We start from the raw sequence: 19,652 nt of genomic DNA, 5'->3' as shown, positions 1-19,652 counted from the left end.
CATTGCCATAACAGGTCGAGACGATAGCTCGCGGCGATAGATAAGATAGCAATCAACGATTATAACTATCAACAACAATCGTTAATAATGGCACACATCGAAACGATACTGACAGAGCGCAAGTTTTATATTTTATAAATTAAGAGGTTACTGATGTTTACAAGCCACGAAGGGAAACAAGTTCCACAAGTTACTTTCCACACTCGTCAAGGAGACCAATGGCTGGATCTCAGCACCGATCAACTGTTTAAAAATAAAACGGTCATTGTATTTTCGCTGCCGGGTGCCTTTACCCCGACATGCTCTTCGAGCCACTTGCCGCGCTACAACGAGCTGGCAGGCGTGTTTAAGAGCCACGGCGTAGACAGCATTCTGTGTGTCTCCGTCAACGATACTTTCGTCATGAATGCGTGGAAGGCTGAGCAAAGCGCCGCCAACATCACCTTCATTCCTGACGGCAACGGCGAATTCACCAAAGGCATGAACATGCTGGTTGAAAAAGCTGATTTAGGCTTCGGCCCGCGCTCTTGGCGTTACTCCATGCTGGTGCGTAACGGCGTGGTCGAGAAGATGTTCATTGAGCCAAACAAGCCGGGCGACCCGTTTGAAGTGTCTGATGCCGATACCATGCTGAAGTATCTGGCGCCGGATTATAAAGTGCAGGAATCAGTTTCCGTGTTCACTAAGCCGGGCTGCCCTTTCTGCTCTAAAGCGAAACAAATGCTGCAAGAGCGCGGCATTCAGTATGAAGAAATTGTATTAGGTAAAGACGCGACTACGGTCAGCCTGCGCGCTGTAACAGGCCGTGCAACTGTGCCACAAGTCTTTATTGGTGGTCGCCACATCGGGGGAAGCGACGATCTGGATGTCTATCTGAACAGCGAAGCAGACGTGTGCGAAGTGGCACAATAAGACGACGCGTAAAGATTGTAAGAGAATTAAGATAAGTAAAACGAAAGAAGCTCAAAATCAGGGTATTGCTGCAAGGCAAGCAGCCTGATGGCGAGTGAGAGACTACGTGAACATTCGGCGGACTTTATGTCCGCCTTTTTTTTGCCGTTTTTCACCTAAAGAAAAGGCCCCTGAACAGGAGCCTTTTGGTCTAACGCAGTGAGCTATTACTCACCTAAGCGACTTTTAGCATCGCTGATAGCCTGAGCAACCTGCTGTGGTGACACGCCGCCCTTGGCTGCGCGCTTGTCGAGGCAAGATTGCAGTTCAAGGATTGGGTAAACGTCATCGCCAATCACGCTGCTGAATTTTTGCAAATCGGCCAATGGCAGAGCTTCCAACGCTTTGCCCTGAGCAATGGCTTCCACCACGGCTTCACCGACAATATGGTGGGCTTCGCGGAATGGCACACCTTTGGCGACCAGATAATCCGCCAGCTCGGTGGAGTTCGCGTAGCCCTGCTGCGCGGCTTCTTTACAACGCGGACGTTTGACCTGAATACCGTCCAGCACCAGCGCCGCCATTTGCAGACAGTCCATCCAAGTGTCGAGCGCGTCGAACAGCCCTTCTTTGTCTTCCTGCATGTCTTTGTTGTACGCCAGCGGCAGGCCCTTCATGGTCATCATGATGCCCGTCAGTGCGCCCTGCACGCGGCCACACTTGCCACGGATAAGCTCCAGCGCGTCCGGGTTTTTCTTTTGTGGCATCAGGGATGAGCCAGAGGTCACGCGGTCGGACAGATCTACAAACGACGCTTCTCCGCTGTTGAAGAAAATCAGGTCTTCGGCGAAGCGCGACAGGTGGATCATGCTGATAGAGGCGTTCGACAGCAGCTCCATCACATGGTCGCGGTCGGAAACGCTATCCAGGCTGTTTCGGGTGGCAGAGGCAAATCCTAACCAACCGGCCAGCTGCTCGCGGTCCATTGGGTACGCAGTGCCCGCCAGTGCGCCAGTGCCCAACGGGCTGACGTCCAGACGTTTCAGAGTATCTTGCAGGCGGCTTTCATCACGCGCCAGCATCTCGACATAAGCCAGACACCAGTGGGCGAAAGTTACCGGCTGGGCGCGCTGTAAGTGGGTGTAGCCCGGCATGACCGCGTCTTGGTTCGCTTGCGCAGTGGCGACCAGCGCCTGCTGCAAGTGGCGCACGGCTTCTTGCAGGTTCAGTACCTGCTCTTTGCACCATAGTTTCAAGTCAGTGGCGACCTGATCATTACGGCTGCGGCCGGTGTGCAACTTCTTGCCGAGGTTACCGACTTTGTCGATAAGCTTGCCTTCCACCCAGCTGTGAATGTCTTCTGCGTCGCTGGCTAAGATGGCGCGCGGATTAGCACGCACTTCTTCCAGCAACACGCCTAAGGCTTCTTCCAGTTGAACCTGCTCTTCGGCGGTCAGCACGTTAACCGTTACCAACGCCTTCGACCACGCCACCGAGCCAATAATATCCTGCTCGGCAAGACGGTAATCGAAACGCAGGGAATCATTTAATTCTTTAAAACGCTGGTCTGCCGCCTGAGTGAAACGCCCGCCCCAAAGTGCCATAACCTGTACTCCTTGATCTATGCAAAAGGGCGCAGCCTGTGCGCCCTTAAAATATTTTCTACGCGCGAATTACTGCTTCTTTGAGTTCAGCGCACGAATTCTGGATGACAACGAGAACAGACGGATAAAGCCGCCCGCGTGGCTGTGATCATACACTTCATCTTCACCGAAAGTAGCGAACTCTTCAGAGTACATGCTGTTCGGAGAACTCTTCTGGATAGCCGTCGCGGTGCCTTTGTACAGCTTCACCACCACTTCGCCATTCACATCTTCTGCCAGCGCGTCAGCGGCGGCTTGGATAGATTCACGCAGCGGAGCGAACCAACGACCATCATAAACCACGTAAGACATTTCATGGCCCAGCTGCTCACGCCATTTGAAGCTGTCACGGTCCAGAACCAGCTGCTCAACGCCACGCAGCGCAGCCATCATAATGGTGCCTCCCGGCGTTTCGTAGCAACCACGGGATTTAATGCCCACCAGACGGTTTTCAACGATATCGATACGGCCAACGCCGTGTTTCACGCCCAGCACGTTCAGCGCTTCGAGGCACTGGAATGGTGTCAGCTCTACGCCGTTAACCGCCACCACTGCACCCTTCTCAACTTTAACGGTGACCAACTCAGCTTCGTCCGGCGCGTCTTCTGGCGCGACTGTCCATGCCCAGCAATCTTTGTTTGCTGCATTCCATGGGCTTTCCAGCACGCCGCCTTCGGTAGAGATGTGCCACGCGTTTTCGTCACGGCTGTAGATTTTTTCCAGCGACGCGGTGGTCGGGATATTACGCTCTTTCAGGTAATCCAGCAGGGCTTCGCGAGAACGCAGGTCCCACTCACGCCAAGGAGCGACCACTTTCAGCTGTGGAGCCAGCGCGGTGTAAGTGGTTTCGAAACGCACCTGGTCGTTACCTTTACCTGTCGCGCCGTGGCACAGCGCATCAGCGCCCACTTTCAACGCCAGCTCAACCTGTGCTTTAGCAATCAACGGACGCGCCATTGAGGTACCGAGCAGGTAGCTGCCTTCATACAACGCGCCGCTTTTCAGCACCGGGTAAACGTAGTCTTTGATGAACTCTTCACGCAGGTCAACCACGTGGCACTCAGATGCACCGGTACGCAGGGCTTTCTGCTCGATCCCTTCGAGGTCAGCACGTTCTTGGCCGATGTCTGCAACGAAAGCGACCACTTCACAGTCGCCGTAGTTTTCTTTCAGCCAAGGAATGATTGCCGAGGTGTCCAGACCGCCAGAATAAGCCAGAACGATTTTCTTGATGCCTTTGGTTGCTGCCATGATGATTTCCTTTAAAAATTTTATTGATTTAACAATTCAGTCAATGGGTTAAGCACGAAGATCACGCCAGAATACGCGTACCGATCGCCGTGCCATTAAACAGTGCCGGAAGCTGCTCGGCGTGACGCCAGCTGGCGATATCCACCGGGCGACCAAGAGAGCGCGCGGCGTCTAACGCGGCGTGAACCTTCACAATCATGCCGTCGGTAATGATGCCTTGCTCAATCAGTTGTTCCGCTTTCTGCGTGGTCATTTCCGGTATGCGCTGGCCTTTGCCGTCGAGAATACCGCTCACATCTGACAGCAGGATTAAATCTGCGCCCAGCGTGGCTGCCAGCGCCGTCGCGGCTTGGTCAGCATTCACATTCATCAGTTCACCATCGGCGGTGATACCAATGGAGCTGATAATCGGCAGGTAGCCTGCGCCAGTCAGGGTGTTAATCAGCGCCGGAGAGCCGACTTCTGCTTTGCCGACATTACCAAGCTCTTCGCTCAGTTGCGTTACCACCACCGAGCCGCCGTCTGCCAAAGACAGGCCAACGGCGTTGATGTCGTTTTTCACCGCCCACGCCAGCAGGGTTTTGTTGGCGCTACCGGCCAATGCGCCGGTGATGATGTCGATTTGGTCCGCAGGGGTTACGCGCAGGCCAGCCTTCTTCACCACGGGCAGGTTGAGTTTCTTCATCAACTCATCGACCAGATAACCGCCGCCGTGAACGATCACCAATGGGCGCTGATATTGCTGGCGATAAGTCACCAGCGCCATGAACAGGCGCTCGAGCGCTTCTTCATTGTCCAGCAACACACCACCTAATTTGATAACTAACGGATTCATAGCTGTTCGCGCCTCAATCGGTTTAAGTAAATGTTTGATTTTAGACCAAGATAAATTAAAGCAGCGATTGGGTTTCTGGGAAACCAAAGCGCAGGTTCAGACATTGCACTGCTTGCGCCGACGCGCCTTTTAGCAGGTTATCTTCTGTCGCAACCACAATCAGGTGCTCGCCTTTCACCACAAAACCGATGTCGCAGAACGGCAGGCCCACCACGTCTTTCAACGCCGGAACGCCCTTGGTGTAGAGACGCACCAGAGGTTTGTCGTGGTAAGCGTTATGGAAGGCTTCCGCCACGTCCTGCGCCGTCACGCCCGCTTTCAGGCGGCAAGTGATGGTGGCCAGAATGCCGCGCGGGAAGTTGCCCAGGTGCGGGGTAAAGATCACCGGCACGCCGAGATGCTCTACAATTTCTGGGTGGTGACGATGATTGAACAGGCCGTAAGGTTGCAGGCTGACTTCGCAGAAGCTGGTGCCGAGAGAGGCTTTACGCCCCGCGCCGCTCACGCCGCTGGTCGCGTTAATCACCGGCCACTGGTCTTCATTCAACAGGCCATTTTCCACCAGCGGTTTTAACGCCAGCTGAGACGCCGTTGGGTAGCAGCCTGGGACCGCGATGAGTTGCGCGGTTTTGAGTTTGTCGGCTTGCCATTCAGCAAGGCCGTACACCGCCTCGTCCAGCCAGTCGAGGTGCTGGTGTTCAAAGCTGTAAAATTCGGAGTAGAAATCAGGCTTGTTGACGCGGAATGCACCGGACAGGTCAAACACCACGCAGCCCGCGGCCAAAAATTGCGGCGCCAAATCGTGACTGACTTCATGGGCAGTGGCTAAAAAAACCACATCGATATCTTTCGCCGCGTCTTCCACGTTTTTCATTGGCAAAACAGGCAGATCGAGGATGCCTTTTAACTGAGGGTGCAAATCAGAAAGCAATTTTCCTGCATCTGCACTTTGCGCTGAAACCATTAAAGCGGTTATGTTCATCTGCGGGTGGCGGTTCAGGTAGGCAGCGAGTTCAGCTCCGGCGTAGCCTGTGGCACCAACAATCAGCGTATTCAACATGGGGTCTGTTCACCTTCTCAACTTAACTGTATGGCTTTGCGATACAGCGTACTTCTTAGGTAACAGGGTTCACCGCGTCATACGCCGTTCACCCGCGAGATTCTCAGCAACTGCGTTGGGTTAAACCGACCGTTCTTTCCGGTTCCCTTACGCGCTGGCATATTGTATTTTTATTCACATAAACTGCATGAATATGAATACTACCCTAACTAAAGGCTGTCAACAGTGAAGATGAAATTACCTCCTTTTATTGAGCTTTATCGGGCGTTAATCGCGATACCTTCGATCAGTGCCACAGACAGCGCATTAGATCAAAGCAACGAAAAGCTAATCAACCTGTTAGCAGGCTGGTTCCGCGATCTAGGCTTTAAGGTTGAAATCCAACCTGTGCCGAATACTCGCAATAAATTCAATATGTTGGCAAGCGTTGGCCAAGGCGCTGGCGGCCTGCTGTTGGCGGGCCATACCGATACCGTCCCCTTCGACGATGGCCGCTGGACTCGCGACCCTTTCACCCTGACCGAGCATGAAAATAAGCTCTATGGTCTGGGTACCGCCGACATGAAAGGTTTCTTCGCTTTTATCGTCGATGCGCTGCGGGATATTGATACGACCAAACTGACTAAACCTCTATATATCCTCGCCACCGCCGATGAAGAAACCACCATGGCAGGCGCGAGCTATTTTTCGAAAAATACCGCCATTCGCCCAGACTGCGCGATCATCGGCGAACCGACGTCGTTGAAGCCGGTTCGTGCGCATAAAGGCCATATTTCGAATGCGATTCGCATCACCGGGCAATCGGGCCACTCAAGTGACCCGGCGCGCGGCGTGAACGCCATCGACCTGATGCATGACTCCATTACCCAGCTGATTGGCCTGCGTAACACTTTGAAAGAGCGCTACAACCACAGCGGCTTTGTCATTCCTTATCCAACCATGAACTTCGGCCACATTAGCGGCGGCGATGCGGCCAACCGTATTTGCGCCTGCTGTGAGCTGCATATGGACATCCGCCCACTGCCGGGGCTGACGCTGTCTGATCTCGACGGCCTGTTACAAGAAGCGCTGGAGCCAGTTAGCAGTCGCTGGCCGGGCCGCGTCGCCATCGAAGAGCTGCATCCGCCGATTCCGGGCTATGAATGCCCGCCGGACCACCAGTTGGTGCAGGTGGTGGAGAAGCTGCTGGGCGTGGAAACGGAGATTGTTAACTACTGTACCGAAGCGCCGTTTATCCAAGAGCTGTGCCCGACGCTGGTCTTAGGGCCGGGTTCGATTGAGCAGGCACACCAGCCGGATGAATACATTGATACCGCCTTCATCAAGCCGACTCGCGAGCTGATCGCGCAAGTGGTTCATCACTTCTGCCATCACGTATAAGTGAAGAAAGAGCAGCCATATCAAGGGCGTCGCAGGGCGCTCTTGATACTGGACAATATGCTGATTAGACAAACTGATACCTTGTGAGCTGTAATTAAATTTCAGCCACATTGACGAAAAATGCCTTTTTTTAGTGAAGGAAACGACGTTTTTGCGGTAAAACAGTTGTGTAATTAAAAAAAGAGAAAGTTTGGCAGACAGAAAAAGGCGTCACAGCCTTACGGGTGAAAGTTATCTACAAATTATAAAAATCGGGTCCGAGGTCAACAGAGGTAATATGAACGAACAATATTCCGCAATGCGCAGTAATGTCAGTACCTTAGGTAAACTGCTTGGCGACACCATCAAAGATACGTTGGGAGAACATATCCTTGATCGTGTTGAGAAAATTCGTAAGTTATCCAAATCCTCACGCGCTGGAAATGAAGCAGATCGCCAAGAGCTGCTCTCCACGCTGCAAAACTTGTCCAACGACGAGTTATTGCCAGTGGCCCGTGCTTTTAGCCAATTCCTCAATCTGACCAACGTGGCCGAGCAGTACCACAGCATTTCGCCTAATGGCGAAGCGGCCAGCAACCCTGAAGTACTGGCGCAGCTAATTGAGCGCCTGAAAGCCAAAAATCTGACCGATCAGCAACTGCGTGACGCGGTTGAAGAGCTTTCTATCGAGCTGGTGCTGACGGCTCACCCAACAGAGATTGCCCGCCGGACGCTGATCCACAAATTGGTGGAAGTGAACAACTGCCTCAAGCAGCTCGACCATAACGATCTGGCGGATTACGAGCGCAAGCAGATTATGCGCCGCCTGCGCCAGCTGATTGCCCAGTCATGGCATACCGATGAAATTCGTAAACACCGCCCTTCCCCGGTTGATGAAGCCAAATGGGGATTTGCGGTCGTTGAGAATAGCCTGTGGGAAGGCGTGCCGTCATTCCTGCGCGAGTTCAACGAACAGCTCGAAACCTCGCTGGACTACAAAATGCCAGTAGAAGCCGTGCCGGTTCGCTTCACATCTTGGATGGGTGGCGACCGCGACGGCAACCCAAACGTCACGGCAGACATCACGCGCCACGTTCTTTTACTGAGCCGCTGGAAAGCCACTGATCTGTTCCTACGCGACGTCGCGGTGCTGATTTCCGAGCTTTCCATGACCGAAGCCACTGATGAACTGCGCGAGCGCGCCGGTGGTGAAGAAGGCATTGAGCCTTACCGCGTGATCATGAAGCGCCTGCGCAGCCAGCTGACCTCCACGCAGGTCTATTTGGAAGCGCGTCTGAAAGGCGAACGCCTGCCACAGCCTCACGATTTATTGGTCAACAATGACCAGCTGTGGGAGCCGCTCTACGCCTGCTACCAGTCACTGGTTGCCTGCGGCATGGGCATTATCGCCAACGGCCAGCTGCTGGACACCCTGCGCCGCGTGCGCTGCTTCGGCGTGCCGCTGGTGCGTATCGACATCCGCCAAGAGAGCACCCGCCATACCGACGCCATTGCCGAAATCACCCGTTACCTTGGTTTGGGCGATTACGAAAGCTGGTCAGAGTCTGACAAACAGGCCTTCCTTATCCGCGAACTGAACTCACAGCGCCCGCTGGTTCCGCGCTTCTGGGAGCCGAGCGAGTACACCAAAGAGGTGCTCGACACCTGTCAGGTAATTGCCGAAGCGCCGGAAGGCTCAATTGCCGCTTACGTCATTTCTATGGCGAAAACGCCGTCTGACGTGCTGGCCGTTCACCTGCTGCTGAAAGAGGCGGGTTGCCCGTTCACTCTGCCGGTAGCGCCGCTGTTCGAAACCCTTGATGACCTTAACAATGCTGACTCCGTAATGACTCAGCTGCTGAATATCGACTGGTATCGCGGCACCATTCAGGGCAAACAGATGGTGATGATTGGCTATTCCGACTCGGCGAAAGACGCTGGCGTGATGGCGGCTTCATGGGCGCAATACCGCGCTCAGGACGCATTAATCAAAACCTGCGAGAAAGCGGGCGTGCTGCTGACGCTGTTCCACGGACGCGGCGGCTCTATCGGTCGCGGTGGCGCTCCGGCCCACGCGGCCTTGCTCTCTCAGCCTCCGGGCAGCCTAAAGGGTGGCCTGCGCGTCACCGAACAGGGCGAGATGATTCGCTTCAAGTTCGGCCTGCCAGAAGTCACCATCAGCAGCCTGGCGCTCTATACCGGCGCGATCCTGGAAGCCAACCTATTGCCGCCGCCAGAGCCGAAAAAAGCTTGGGTGGAGATCATGGAGCAGCTGTCCGACGTCTCCTGCAACATGTATCGCGGCTATGTGCGCGAAAACAAGGATTTCGTGCCTTACTTCCGCGCGGCGACGCCGGAGCAAGAGCTGGGCAAACTGCCATTGGGCTCACGCCCGGCGAAACGTAAGGCCAACGGCGGCGTCGAAAGCCTGCGCGCTATTCCGTGGATCTTCGCCTGGACGCAAAACCGCCTGATGCTGCCAGCCTGGCTCGGCGCGGGTGCGGGCCTGCAAGCCGTGGTAGATGCCGGTAAACGCGATGAACTTGAGGCGATGTGCCACGACTGGCCGTTCTTCTCGACGCGTATCGGCATGCTGGAGATGGTCTTCGCCAAAGCCGACCTGTGGCTGGCGGAGTATTACGACCAGCGTCTGGTGGATAAAGAGCTGTGGCCGCTGGGCCAGAAGCTACGCGACCAGCTGGCAAGCGACATCAAAGTGGTGTTGGCGATTTCCAACGATGACCACCTGATGGCTGACCTGCCGTGGATTGCCGAGTCTATCGCCCTGCGTAACGTCTACACTGACCCACTGAACGTGCTGCAGGCTGAGTTGCTGCACCGTTCACGCCAGTTAGAGAAAGAAGGCAGTACGCCAGACGCGCGCGTTGAGCAGGCGTTGATGGTGACGATTGCGGGCGTGGCGGCGGGTATGCGCAACACCGGCTAGTGCTGACAAGTTAAGAGAAGCAAAAACTAAAAACCGGCGATTAAGCCGGTTTTTTTATGCATAAGATTTGAATGGTTAAACGGCCGCACTCAATGGAGTGGCAAGGCCCGGACGCACCCCCAGCGTGTGGCAGATGGCGTAACTCATTTCGGCGCGGTTCAAGGTGTAGAAGTGGAAATCCTTCACCCCTTCGCGGCTGAGGATTTTCACCATGTCCATGGCGATGTTGGCTCCCACCATTTTGCGGGTTTCCGGGTCATCGTCTAAGCCTTCGAACTGGCGCGTCATCCAGTGCGGCACGCGCACGTTGGTCATGGTGGCAAAGCGCGTCAGCTGTTTGAAGTTAGAGACTGGCAGGATACCCGGCACGATTTCCACATCAATGCCCTGTCCGGCACAGCGATCGCGGAAACGCAGGTAGCTTTCCACGTCAAAGAAGAACTGAGTAATGGCGCGATTGGCACCGGCGTCGATTTTGCGTTTCAGGTTAATCAGGTCAGCCTGCGCGCTTTTGGCTTCAGGATGAACTTCAGGATACGCCGCCACGGAGATATCGAAGTCGCCCACGCCTTTCAGCAGTTGCACCAGATCCGTGGCGTATAACTCAGGAACGCCGCCGCCCGGAGGCAGGTCACCGCGCAGCGCCACGATGTGGCGGATACCGCTGTCCCAGTAATCCTGGGCGATTTGCGTCAGTTCTTCACGGGAGGCGTCCACGCAGGTCAGATGCGGCGCAGCTTCCAGCCCGGTACGCTCTTTAATGCCTTTGATGATGCTGTGCGTGCGCTCACGTTCACCGGAGTTCGCGCCGTAGGTCACGGAAACGAATTTCGGCTTAAGGCTGCTCAGGCGATCGATAGAGCTCCACAGCGTGTCTTCCATCTCGCTAGTGCGCGGCGGGAAAAACTCAAAAGAGACGTTAAACTGGCCCTGCAACTCTGACAGGTTCTGGTTCAAAGCTTCGCGTTGATTGGCGTGGAAAAAACTCATGCTTTCTACCTCGTGGCTCACGACATCTTGTTATTGATTTGTTCTAGATTTGTAAGCATCTAGACGTCTAAACACCTAAACGTATGGATAGACAATGAAGGATGCGAGCAAATGTGTCAACGACAAAAAAGCGTCTAACTATGATTAATCTTCACTCAAATTGAATGAATTTCAAGTTGGGGAATAAAGTATTGGCGAGTAGGAAAAAACGGCATGAAGCCCCTCCCGACAGGCGTCGGAAGGGGTTTAAGAGAATTAAAGTAGCTGGCTCAGACGGTTAAGGTCAGATTGCAACGCGCCGGCGGTGACATCGCGCCCCGCGCCCGGCCCGCGAATCACCAGTGGGTTATCGCGATACCAGCGGCTTTCGATAGCAAACACGTTATCGCAAGGCAGCAGCGACGCCAGCGGATGGTCATCGCGCACGGCTTCCACGCCAACGCGCGCCTTACCGTTGGCATCAAAACGCGCCACGTAACGCAGCACCAGCCCCATTTCGCGCGCCGCTTCCAGACGTTGCAGCATCTGCTGATTCAACGCTTCGCCATCTTCAAAGAATTGGTCAACCGAGCCGGTTTCGCAGCCTTCCGGCACTAAAGACTCGACGCGAACGTGGCTCGGCTCGATATCGTAGCCCGCCTCACGCGCCAAAATAATCAGCTTGCGCATCACGTCCTGACCGGACAAATCAACGCGCGGATCAGGCTCCGTCAGCCCCTGCTGCCACGCCAGATCCACCAGCTCGGTAAATGGCAAGGTGCCGTCAAATTGCAGGAACAGCCATGACAGCGTGCCGGAGAATATCCCGCTAATCGCCAGAATGCTGTCGCCGCTTTCGCGCAGGTCACGCACGGTGTGGTTAATCGGCAAACCCGCGCCCACGGTGGCGTTGTACAGCCAGTGGCTGCCGGTTTTGGCGAAGGCGTCGCGAATTTGGCGGTACTTGTTGCTGTCAGAGGCCCCGGCCAGTTTGTTGGCGCTAATCACGTGGAAACCGTAACTGGCGAAGTCCAGATACTGGTCTGCAATATCGCCGCTGGCGGTGACGTCGAGCACCACCAAATCGTCATACGGGTGAGCACGCATCCACAGGAACAGCGATTCTTCATCGTGATCGCGGGCTTCGTCTTCAAAGAAGGCCAAGGCGCGACTGGCGTCCAGCCCGTCGTAGTTGAGCAAACTGCGTTTACTGTCCACCACGCCGGCCAGCACGAATTCAAAACCACTGCGGGCGGAAATGTTTTTCTGCTCGCGGGCAAACAGCTCAAGCCAGCGCGAACCGATATTGCCTTTGCCAAACAGCATCAGGCCGATACGCTTTTCAGCGCGGAACAGGGTCTTATGCAGCCCCTGAATCAAATGCTCAGTTGGCCCAAGACGCAGCACGGCAACCAGACTAATGCCATCTTCGGCTTGCCAGATGAATTCCACCGGCTGGTCTTTGAGTTCTTGATAGAAACGGTGGCTGTGCAGCGGGTTCTTGCACACCCCGGCCCCCACCAGCGCGACCATCGCCAAACCTTCACGCAGCGATAAACGTGCCGGCAGACCGGCCTCTTCCAGCACCAGCAGCGCGCTGTTTACCACTTCTGAGGTGTAGCAAAGCTGCAGTAGGTTGCGATCCGGGTGGATGCCGGTGGCCAGCGGTTTGATTTGCGCGCGTTTGAGCAGCAGCTCGACGTCTTTATGCGCCAGCTGAAAATCGTGCTCGCTAGGGATAGCGATTTCGATCAGACAGATATCGTCGTGGCTGGTGACGATTTTCGCGCCGGTGCCGGAAGCCAGCACGCGCTCAATGCGCGTCGAGCCTTGCTCCGGCTGATAGCTACAGCGCAGCTGCAAGTCGATATCGCTGCCGGACACCGGCTGAAGCGTACGGGTATGCAGCACTGGCGCGGCAAGGCGGGCCAGCTCGCTGGCTTCGTCCAGACGCAGCAGCGGCAGCAGGCAGGCATCTTTCACTTTGCGCGGGTCGGCGCTGTAAACACCGGCGACGTCGCTCCAGATGGTGACGCGATTCACCCCCGCCAACGCGCCAATTTGCGTCGCCGAGTAGTCACTGCCGTTACGGCCCAGCAGCACGGTTTCGCCCGCATCGTTACGCGAGATAAAGCCGGTAACCACCAGATAATGCTGAGGATGTTGCGCCAGCAGTTGCTGTAATAAAGGATAAGAGCGACCTTCATCCACCTGTGGCTGAGCGGCGCGCTCGGCGCGCAGGAACTCGCGCGCGTCGAGCCACGCGGCAGGAAGCTCTTTTTTCGACAATACGGCGGCCATCAGGCGGGCAGACCACACTTCGCCATGCCCGACCACTTCAGCGTAAACCGCGTCGGTAATCTTGCCATCAAGCAACACGGCCAGACGCTCAAGGTCTTGAATGAAATGAGCAATAAGCGGTTCTGCCATTTCTGGCGGCAGAAGCCCTGTGATCAACTCAGTATGATAGCGACGTAGCGCCTGCTGCACCTGATGTGCCGACAGACGATCGCTTTGGCTTAGCTTCAACCAGCTGATCAGCTGGTTGGTGGTACTGCCCGCCGCCGACACCACCATCATGTCGCCCGGATTGCCGTACTCGGCCATGATCCCAGCCACGCGCAAATAACATTTCACGTCGGCCAGACTGCTACCACCAAATTTGTGCAACTGCCGACTTCCTGCCGGCGCTGCTACCGCTATTGCATTCATTCTTACCTCGTTGCCGCTGCCTGGAATGCGTGTTCCAGATCAGCAATCAAATCTTCACTGTCTTCGAGACCTACAGAAACTCTGAGCAAACTGTCGGAAATCCCCGCCGCTTTGCGCGCTTCAGGTGCCATGCCTGCGTGAGTCATGGTGGCCGTGTGGGATATCAGACTTTCCACCCCGCCCAGAGACTCCGCGAGGGTAAATAACTTCAATTCCGCGAGGAAATGACGCAAATGGGCTTCATCTCCGTCGAATTCAAAACTGATCATCGCGCCAAAACCATACTGCTGGCGGCGAGCGATCTCATGCCCTTGGTTTTCTGGCAGAGAAGGATGATACAGCTTTTTCACCTGCGGTTGCTGCTGTAAATAAGCAACAATAGCTAACGCATTTTCCTGCTGCTGTTTCACGCGCACGGTGAGCGTGCGCAGGCCGCGCAGTAATAAATAGCTGTCGAAAGCCGCACCGGTCACGCCGATGTTATTCGCCCACCACGCCAGTTCGGTCGCGTGCTCGGCAGTTTTCGAAATCACCGTACCAGCCACCACGTCTGAATGACCGTTCAGATATTTAGTACATGAATGGACTACTAAATCCGCGCCAAGTTTCAACGGCTGTTGTAAAGCCGGGCTGAGGAAGGTGTTGTCCACCACGGTAAGCGCACCGACCGCGTGCGAAGCATCGCAAATGGCCTGAATATCTACCACGCGCAGCAGCGGATTGCTTGGGGTTTCAATCAACACCAGCTTAGGTTTTTCCTCGAGCGCCGCCGCCAGAGCCTGCGGGTCGCCTTGATCCACAAACTTCACGCGATAGGCACCGCGCTTGCTCAAGCTGTCGAACAGGCGGTAGCTGCCGCCGTAGCAGTCGTGAGGCGCTAGCAGCAGATCGCCAGGCTTAAGAAACACCGTACACACCAGATGAATGGCCGACATGCCGCTGCTGGTCATTACCGCGCCGGCACCGCCTTCAAGATCGGCCAGCGCGCGCTGCACGATATCGCGCGACGGGTTGCCGCGTCGGGAATAGTCGTGGGCTCGTGGCTGATTAAAATCTTCGAAATTATAGGTGCTGGAAAGGTTAATCGGTGGAACCACACAGCCATATTGCTGGTCACTATTGAGGCCACTTCCGACGGCTATCGTCGCTTGCTTGAGCGTCATACGTTGTTTCTCCCTGCCGGGGGTGCTGAGGATGAGGTAACAAAGATTAATCGCTGACAAGATAGACGTCAATACATCTGGACATCTAAACTTCTTTGCGTATAGATTGAGCGTCAGGGGAATACCCGCTAAAATTGTAGGTATCAGAGCCCTCTGGCCTTGTGCAGCGTGGAAGAGCCGGACTGGCATTCAGTGGCTGAATGAATAACCCAGCGCACATTTCTCTGAAATTACCGGTCCTGAAGGGACATTTATTTAGTGAGATCAGTGAAAATCGGGCATAATCCCCCGGTTTTCAGAACATTATTTTTTTTGATAAATTTAAGGTGTCCCATGGCTGAGTGGAACGGCGAATATGTCAGCCCTTACGCTGAACACGGTAAGAAAAGCGAGCAAGTAAAAAAAATCACGGTATCCATTCCGCTGAAGGTTCTTAAAATTCTCACTGACGAACGTACTCGCCGTCAGGTGAACAACCTGCGCCATGCGACCAATAGTGAATTGCTGTGTGAGGCTTTCCTGCATGCCTTTACCGGCCAGCCTTTGCCGAACGATGCAGACCTGCGTAAAGAGCGCAGCGATGAAATTCCAGAAGCAGCGAAAATCCTGATGCGCGAGCTGGGCGTTGACCCTGATACTTGGGAATACTAAGTAAAAGCTGATGATGAAGACCTGTGCGGCCACGCCGTGCAGGGATCATTTTTAGTGGCAGAGTGTTTTTCAGTGGAAGAGCGTTTTAGTGGAAGAGAGCTCTGTTCGTGCAGGCTGTGCGTGAAATGGATAAGCGAAGCGTTTTAGTGAAACGGGTTGTGGTTTACCAACCTTTTGCTAAATAGCAGGCAACAAAAAAGGCGCCATTGGCGCCTTTTCTTGCTCTACAGCAAATATTACTTGCTGGATGGCACGCTGAAACGCTTGTTGAAGCGGTCAACACGGCCACCGGTAGCAACTTCACGTTGTTTACCAGTATAGAACGGGTGGCAGTTACCACAAACGTCCAGGTTCAGATCGTGACCCACTGTTGAGCGAGTTTTGATCACGTTACCGCATGAGCAGTTTGCAGTAACTTCTACGTATTTAGGATGGATACCGTCTTTCATGGGAAAACCTCTTCTTAAGGCCGCGTCGCTATCCAACCCTGTTTCGTCGGACACCACGCGTAGTGGATGATTAGGTTTTGATGCGAAATGCACCAAAGGCGGCGAATCATACAGAATCTATTTATGCCGCGCAATGATGTTCATGCATTTCGAACGACACAGTGTACACTATCTCGTCATTTTTTTAAAGTCTGGACCCCTTAATGCCTGTTGCCCACGTTGCTTTACCCGTCCCGCTCGCCCGCACGTTTGACTACCTTTTGCCTGATGGCATGGTGGTAGTAAAAGGCTGTCGCGTCAGCGTACCCTTCGGTAAACGCGATGCAATTGGCATTGTCGTCGCGGTCAGCGACAGCAGCGAGTTTGGCATCGACAAGCTCAAACCGGTGCGCGAGGTGCTCGACGCCTCCAGCCTGTTTACCCCAGATTTATGGCGCATCCTGCTGTGGGCCGCCGACTATTACCATTTTCCCCTTGGCGAAGTGCTGTTCCATGCCCTGCCCGTCTTACTGAGACAGGGAAAGCCTGCTGAATTAACCCCGCTGTGGCAGTGGTTCGCCACCGAACAAGGGCGGGCGACGCCCCTTGAGAGCTTAAAACGCGCGGCAAAACAGCAGCAGGCGATGGCGGCCTTAATGCAGGGCGGAATTTATCGCCATCAGGTCAGCGACCTTGAGCTAACCGACGCTGCGCTACAGGCTCTGCGGGCCAAAGGGCTGGCCGACCTGCGCAGCATTGCGCCCGAGACTCACGACTGGCGCAGCGACTTCAGCGTGGTGGGCGAACGCCTGCGATTAAACACCGAACAGGCCACCGCCGTCGGGGCGATTCGCAGCGAAGATCAGCAGTTCTCGGCATGGCTTTTGGCCGGTGTGACAGGTTCAGGCAAAACCGAAGTCTATCTAAGCGTGCTGGAAAATATTCTGGCGCAGGGGAGACAGGCGCTGGTGATGGTGCCGGAAATTGGCCTGACGCCACAGACCATCGCGCGCTTTCGCGAGCGTTTTAGCGCCCCGGTGGACGTGCTGCACTCTGGCCTGAACGACAGCGAACGCCTCGCCGTCTGGCTGCGCGCCCGCAATGGCGAAGCCGGGATTGTGATTGGCACCCGCTCCTCCTTATTTACCCCTTTTGCCCGGCTGGGCGTGATCATCATCGATGAAGAGCACGACGGCTCATATAAGCAGCAGGAAGGCTGGCGCTACCACGCGCGCGATCTGGCCGTGTTCCGCGCCCACGAAGAAAATATTCCGATCATTATGGGGTCGGCGACGCCGGCTCTCGAGACACTCAACAACGTCGAGTTGGGCAAATATCGCCAGTTAAAACTCACCAAGCGCGCCGGTAATGCCAAGCCGCCACAGCAGCAGCTGATTGATTTAAAAGGCATGCCACTCAAGGTTGGCCTTTCTCAGCCGCTGATCCAGCGCATGCAGCAGCATCTGAAAGCCGATAATCAGGTGATGCTGTTCCTTAACCGCCGGGGCTACGCGCCCGCGCTGCTGTGTCACGAATGCGGCTGGATAGCCGAGTGCCAGCGCTGCGACCACTACTACACCCTGCACCAAAACCAGCGTCAGCTGCGCTGCCACCACTGTGACAGCCAGCGCGCGGTGCCGCACCAGTGCCCGCACTGCGGCTCGACGCAGCTGGTTTCGGTGGGTGTCGGCACAGAACAGCTCGAGCAGGAGCTTGCCCCGTTGTTCCCCGACACGCCCATTACCCGTATCGACCGCGATACCACCAGCCGCAAAGGCTCGCTGGAGCAGCATCTAGCGGAAGTGCATCGCGGCGGCGCGCGCATCCTGATTGGCACGCAGATGCTGGCTAAGGGGCACCACTTCCCCGACGTCACGCTGGTCTCCTTGCTGGATGTCGATGGCGCGCTGTTCTCAGCTGATTTCCGCTCCGCCGAGCGATTCGCCCAGCTTTATACCCAGGTTTCAGGCCGCGCGGGCCGCGCTGGCAAGCAGGGGGAGGTGGTGCTACAAACCCACCATCCGGAGCATCCGCTGTTGAAAGTGCTGCTGGAGCAGGGCTATGACGCCTTCGCCAAGCAGACGCTGGCCGAGCGTAAAAGCGTCTTTTTACCGCCATACACCAGCCATATTCTGATTCGCTCCGAGGATCACGATAATCAGCAATCCCAACTGTTCTTGCAGCAGTTACGCAATTTGCTGGAATCCAGCCCGCTAAAAGATGAGTCGCTGTGGATACTCGGCCCCGTCCCGGCGCTGGCCGCCAAGCGCAACGGCCGTTTCCGCTGGCAGCTCTTATTGCAGCACCCTTCACGCCGCGTTTTGCAGCAGCTGCTGAAAAGCTCGCAGTCGCTGATTAACGCCCTGCCCCAAGCGAAAAAGGTTAAATGGACGCTGGATGTCGACCCTATCGACAGCTAATCGATTGCATTTATGCGGGATGGATCTAAAAAAAGCATCTGCGTCACACTTTTGATGCAAATTAGGTAACAAATCCTAACCACAATCTGTTTAGAATGTGATGAGCTACGCAGCCGCCAAAAGCCGGATAGGTTAGGCGCACCCAGAAGGGTGTCGCGTTGAGAGGAACATCCATGTTGTCGTATCAGAATGATGCTGTTGCAAGGGGAGATGCGTTGGACGAGAAGAAAGATTTAAACGCGGCGACGATGAAAGACGTAGCTGAAATGGCCGGTGTTTCGACCGCGACGGTATCTCGTGCATTAATGAATCCGGAAAAGGTCTCAGCGCCCACTCGCCAAAAGGTCGAGCAGGCGGTGCTCGCCGTTGGATATTCTCCTCACGCCCTTTCACGGAACTTAAAACGCAACGAATCCCGCACTATTCTGGTGATCGTCCCCGACATCTGCGATCCCTACTTTGCGGATGTGATCCAAGGGATCGAGCGCACCGCGGCTGAACATGGTTATCTGGTGCTGATTGGCGATTGCGCCCAGCAGAACCAGCAAGAGAAAACCTTTATTAATCTGATTATTACTAAGCAGATTGACGGTATGCTGCTGCTCGGCTCGGACCTACCTTTCGACGCCAGCAAAGAAGAACAGCGCAATTTGCCGCCAATGGTGATGGCCAATGAATTCGCGCCAGAGCTGGAATTGCCGACCGTGCACATTGATAACCTGACCGCCGCCTATGAAGCCGTGCATTATTTGATTGGCTTGGGCCATCAGCGCATTGGCTGCATTACCGGCCCGGACCAAATGCCGCTGTGTCAGTACCGCACTCAGGGGTATATTCAGGCGCTGCGCCGCAGTGGATTAAATGTGGAAGCAGACTACTCGGCGAAAGGCGATTTTAGCTATGAGTCGGGCGCGCTGGCGCTGATCGATTTGATGTCGCAGCCAGTGCCGCCAACGGCGATTTTCTGCCACAACGACGTGATGGCTATCGGCGCGATGTTCCAGGCCAAGAAGATGGGTCTGCGCATTCCAGAAGATTTATCGGTGGTAGGCTTTGATGATATCAAGCAAAGTCAGTACTTCGACCCGCCTTTAACCACGGTGGCTCAACCAAGATTCCAGCTTGGTCGTCAGGCCATGTTATTATTGCTTGAGCAGCTCAATGGGCATTCAGTACAAAGTGGCTCACGTTTGTTGGAAAGCGAACTGGTCATCCGCGGTAGTACCGCCGCACCCAAACGCTAATTATATGTTTATACTTCATTAAGTTTTCGTTTCAGATAAGGTTCAAGGTTCAGTAACATGACGCACTTCTTCCATCATT

General features: G+C 55.0%; 14 protein-coding genes. 6 read left to right on the top strand and 8 right to left on the bottom strand.

The window, feature by feature from the left end:
- The first annotated feature begins 153 nt into the window (after nucleotides 1-153).
- A complete protein-coding gene (locus tag ACT3RT_RS20140; protein WP_353503863.1) occupies nucleotides 154-912 on the top strand; it encodes a glutathione peroxidase in 759 nt (252 codons plus the stop codon).
- Between the two features lie 206 nt (nucleotides 913-1,118).
- Here the strand turns inward: ACT3RT_RS20140 and argH are convergent, their stop codons facing one another.
- The 4 genes from argH to argC form a co-directional block, all read right to left on the bottom strand.
- Nucleotides 1,119-2,495 (bottom strand): argininosuccinate lyase, encoded by a 1,377-nt coding sequence (gene argH / locus ACT3RT_RS20135; protein ID WP_496203628.1) that lies wholly within the window; start codon nucleotides 2,493-2,495, stop codon nucleotides 1,119-1,121.
- A 69-nt stretch (nucleotides 2,496-2,564) separates the two neighbouring features.
- Nucleotides 2,565-3,785, bottom strand: a complete 1,221-nt coding sequence (locus tag ACT3RT_RS20130) for an argininosuccinate synthase (RefSeq protein WP_353503861.1) — start codon at nucleotides 3,783-3,785, stop codon at nucleotides 2,565-2,567.
- A gap of 61 nt (nucleotides 3,786-3,846) precedes the next feature.
- Nucleotides 3,847-4,620, bottom strand: coding sequence for an acetylglutamate kinase (argB, locus tag ACT3RT_RS20125; RefSeq protein ID WP_185688876.1), 774 nt, complete (start codon nucleotides 4,618-4,620; stop codon nucleotides 3,847-3,849).
- Nucleotides 4,621-4,675: 55 nt separating this feature from the next.
- Nucleotides 4,676-5,680, bottom strand: a complete 1,005-nt coding sequence (argC, locus tag ACT3RT_RS20120; RefSeq protein WP_496203627.1) for an N-acetyl-gamma-glutamyl-phosphate reductase — start codon at nucleotides 5,678-5,680, stop codon at nucleotides 4,676-4,678.
- Nucleotides 5,681-5,905: 225 nt separating this feature from the next.
- Here argC and argE point away from each other — a divergent pair, with 225 nt between their 5' ends.
- Nucleotides 5,906-7,060 (top strand): acetylornithine deacetylase, encoded by a 1,155-nt coding sequence (gene argE, locus ACT3RT_RS20115; protein ID WP_353503860.1) that lies wholly within the window; start codon nucleotides 5,906-5,908, stop codon nucleotides 7,058-7,060.
- Between the two features lie 277 nt (nucleotides 7,061-7,337).
- On the top strand, nucleotides 7,338-9,986 hold the full coding sequence (gene ppc, locus ACT3RT_RS20110) for a phosphoenolpyruvate carboxylase (RefSeq protein ID WP_496203626.1): 2,649 nt from the start codon (nucleotides 7,338-7,340) through the stop codon (nucleotides 9,984-9,986).
- 75 nt (nucleotides 9,987-10,061) lie between these two features.
- On the opposite strand, the gene metF is transcribed toward ppc, so the two are convergent.
- The 3 genes from metF to metB form a co-directional block, all read right to left on the bottom strand.
- Nucleotides 10,062-10,976 carry a methylenetetrahydrofolate reductase gene (gene metF / locus ACT3RT_RS20105; RefSeq protein ID WP_353503858.1) on the bottom strand — a complete coding sequence of 305 codons (915 nt, stop codon included), beginning with the start codon at nucleotides 10,974-10,976 and terminating at the stop codon, nucleotides 10,062-10,064.
- A gap of 255 nt (nucleotides 10,977-11,231) precedes the next feature.
- Nucleotides 11,232-13,667: a bifunctional aspartate kinase/homoserine dehydrogenase II gene (locus tag ACT3RT_RS20100; RefSeq protein ID WP_353503857.1), complete on the bottom strand. Its 2,436-nt coding sequence runs from the start codon at nucleotides 13,665-13,667 to the stop codon at nucleotides 11,232-11,234.
- A gap of 2 nt (nucleotides 13,668-13,669) precedes the next feature.
- Nucleotides 13,670-14,830, bottom strand: a complete 1,161-nt coding sequence (metB, locus tag ACT3RT_RS20095) for a cystathionine gamma-synthase (protein WP_496203625.1) — start codon at nucleotides 14,828-14,830, stop codon at nucleotides 13,670-13,672.
- A 333-nt stretch (nucleotides 14,831-15,163) separates the two neighbouring features.
- On the opposite strand from metB, the gene metJ reads away from it, so the two are divergent.
- Nucleotides 15,164-15,481: a met regulon transcriptional regulator MetJ gene (gene metJ, locus ACT3RT_RS20090; RefSeq protein WP_034794630.1), complete on the top strand. Its 318-nt coding sequence runs from the start codon at nucleotides 15,164-15,166 to the stop codon at nucleotides 15,479-15,481.
- A gap of 236 nt (nucleotides 15,482-15,717) precedes the next feature.
- Here the strand turns inward: metJ and rpmE are convergent, their stop codons facing one another.
- The gene (rpmE, locus tag ACT3RT_RS20085; RefSeq protein WP_353503855.1) at nucleotides 15,718-15,930 is read right to left on the bottom strand and encodes a 50S ribosomal protein L31; all 213 of its coding nucleotides are present in this window, start codon (nucleotides 15,928-15,930) and stop codon (nucleotides 15,718-15,720) included.
- 203 nt (nucleotides 15,931-16,133) lie between these two features.
- On the opposite strand from rpmE, the gene priA reads away from it, so the two are divergent.
- Complete coding sequence (priA, locus tag ACT3RT_RS20080; protein ID WP_353503854.1) at nucleotides 16,134-18,329, top strand: primosomal protein N'; 2,196 nt, start codon at nucleotides 16,134-16,136, stop codon at nucleotides 18,327-18,329.
- Nucleotides 18,330-18,502: 173 nt separating this feature from the next.
- Nucleotides 18,503-19,573 (top strand): DNA-binding transcriptional regulator CytR, encoded by a 1,071-nt coding sequence (cytR, locus tag ACT3RT_RS20075; RefSeq protein WP_396132739.1) that lies wholly within the window; start codon nucleotides 18,503-18,505, stop codon nucleotides 19,571-19,573.
- Nucleotides 19,574-19,652: the final 79 nt, after the last annotated feature.

Origin of the sequence: Ewingella sp. AOP9-I1-14 (assembly GCF_052375995.1) — a bacterium.
In the GTDB taxonomy this organism is placed as follows: Bacteria; Pseudomonadota; Gammaproteobacteria; order Enterobacterales; family Enterobacteriaceae; genus Ewingella; species Ewingella allii.
Note: the sequence above shows the minus strand (reverse complement) of the source record. Positions and strands in the feature narration are given on the sequence as shown.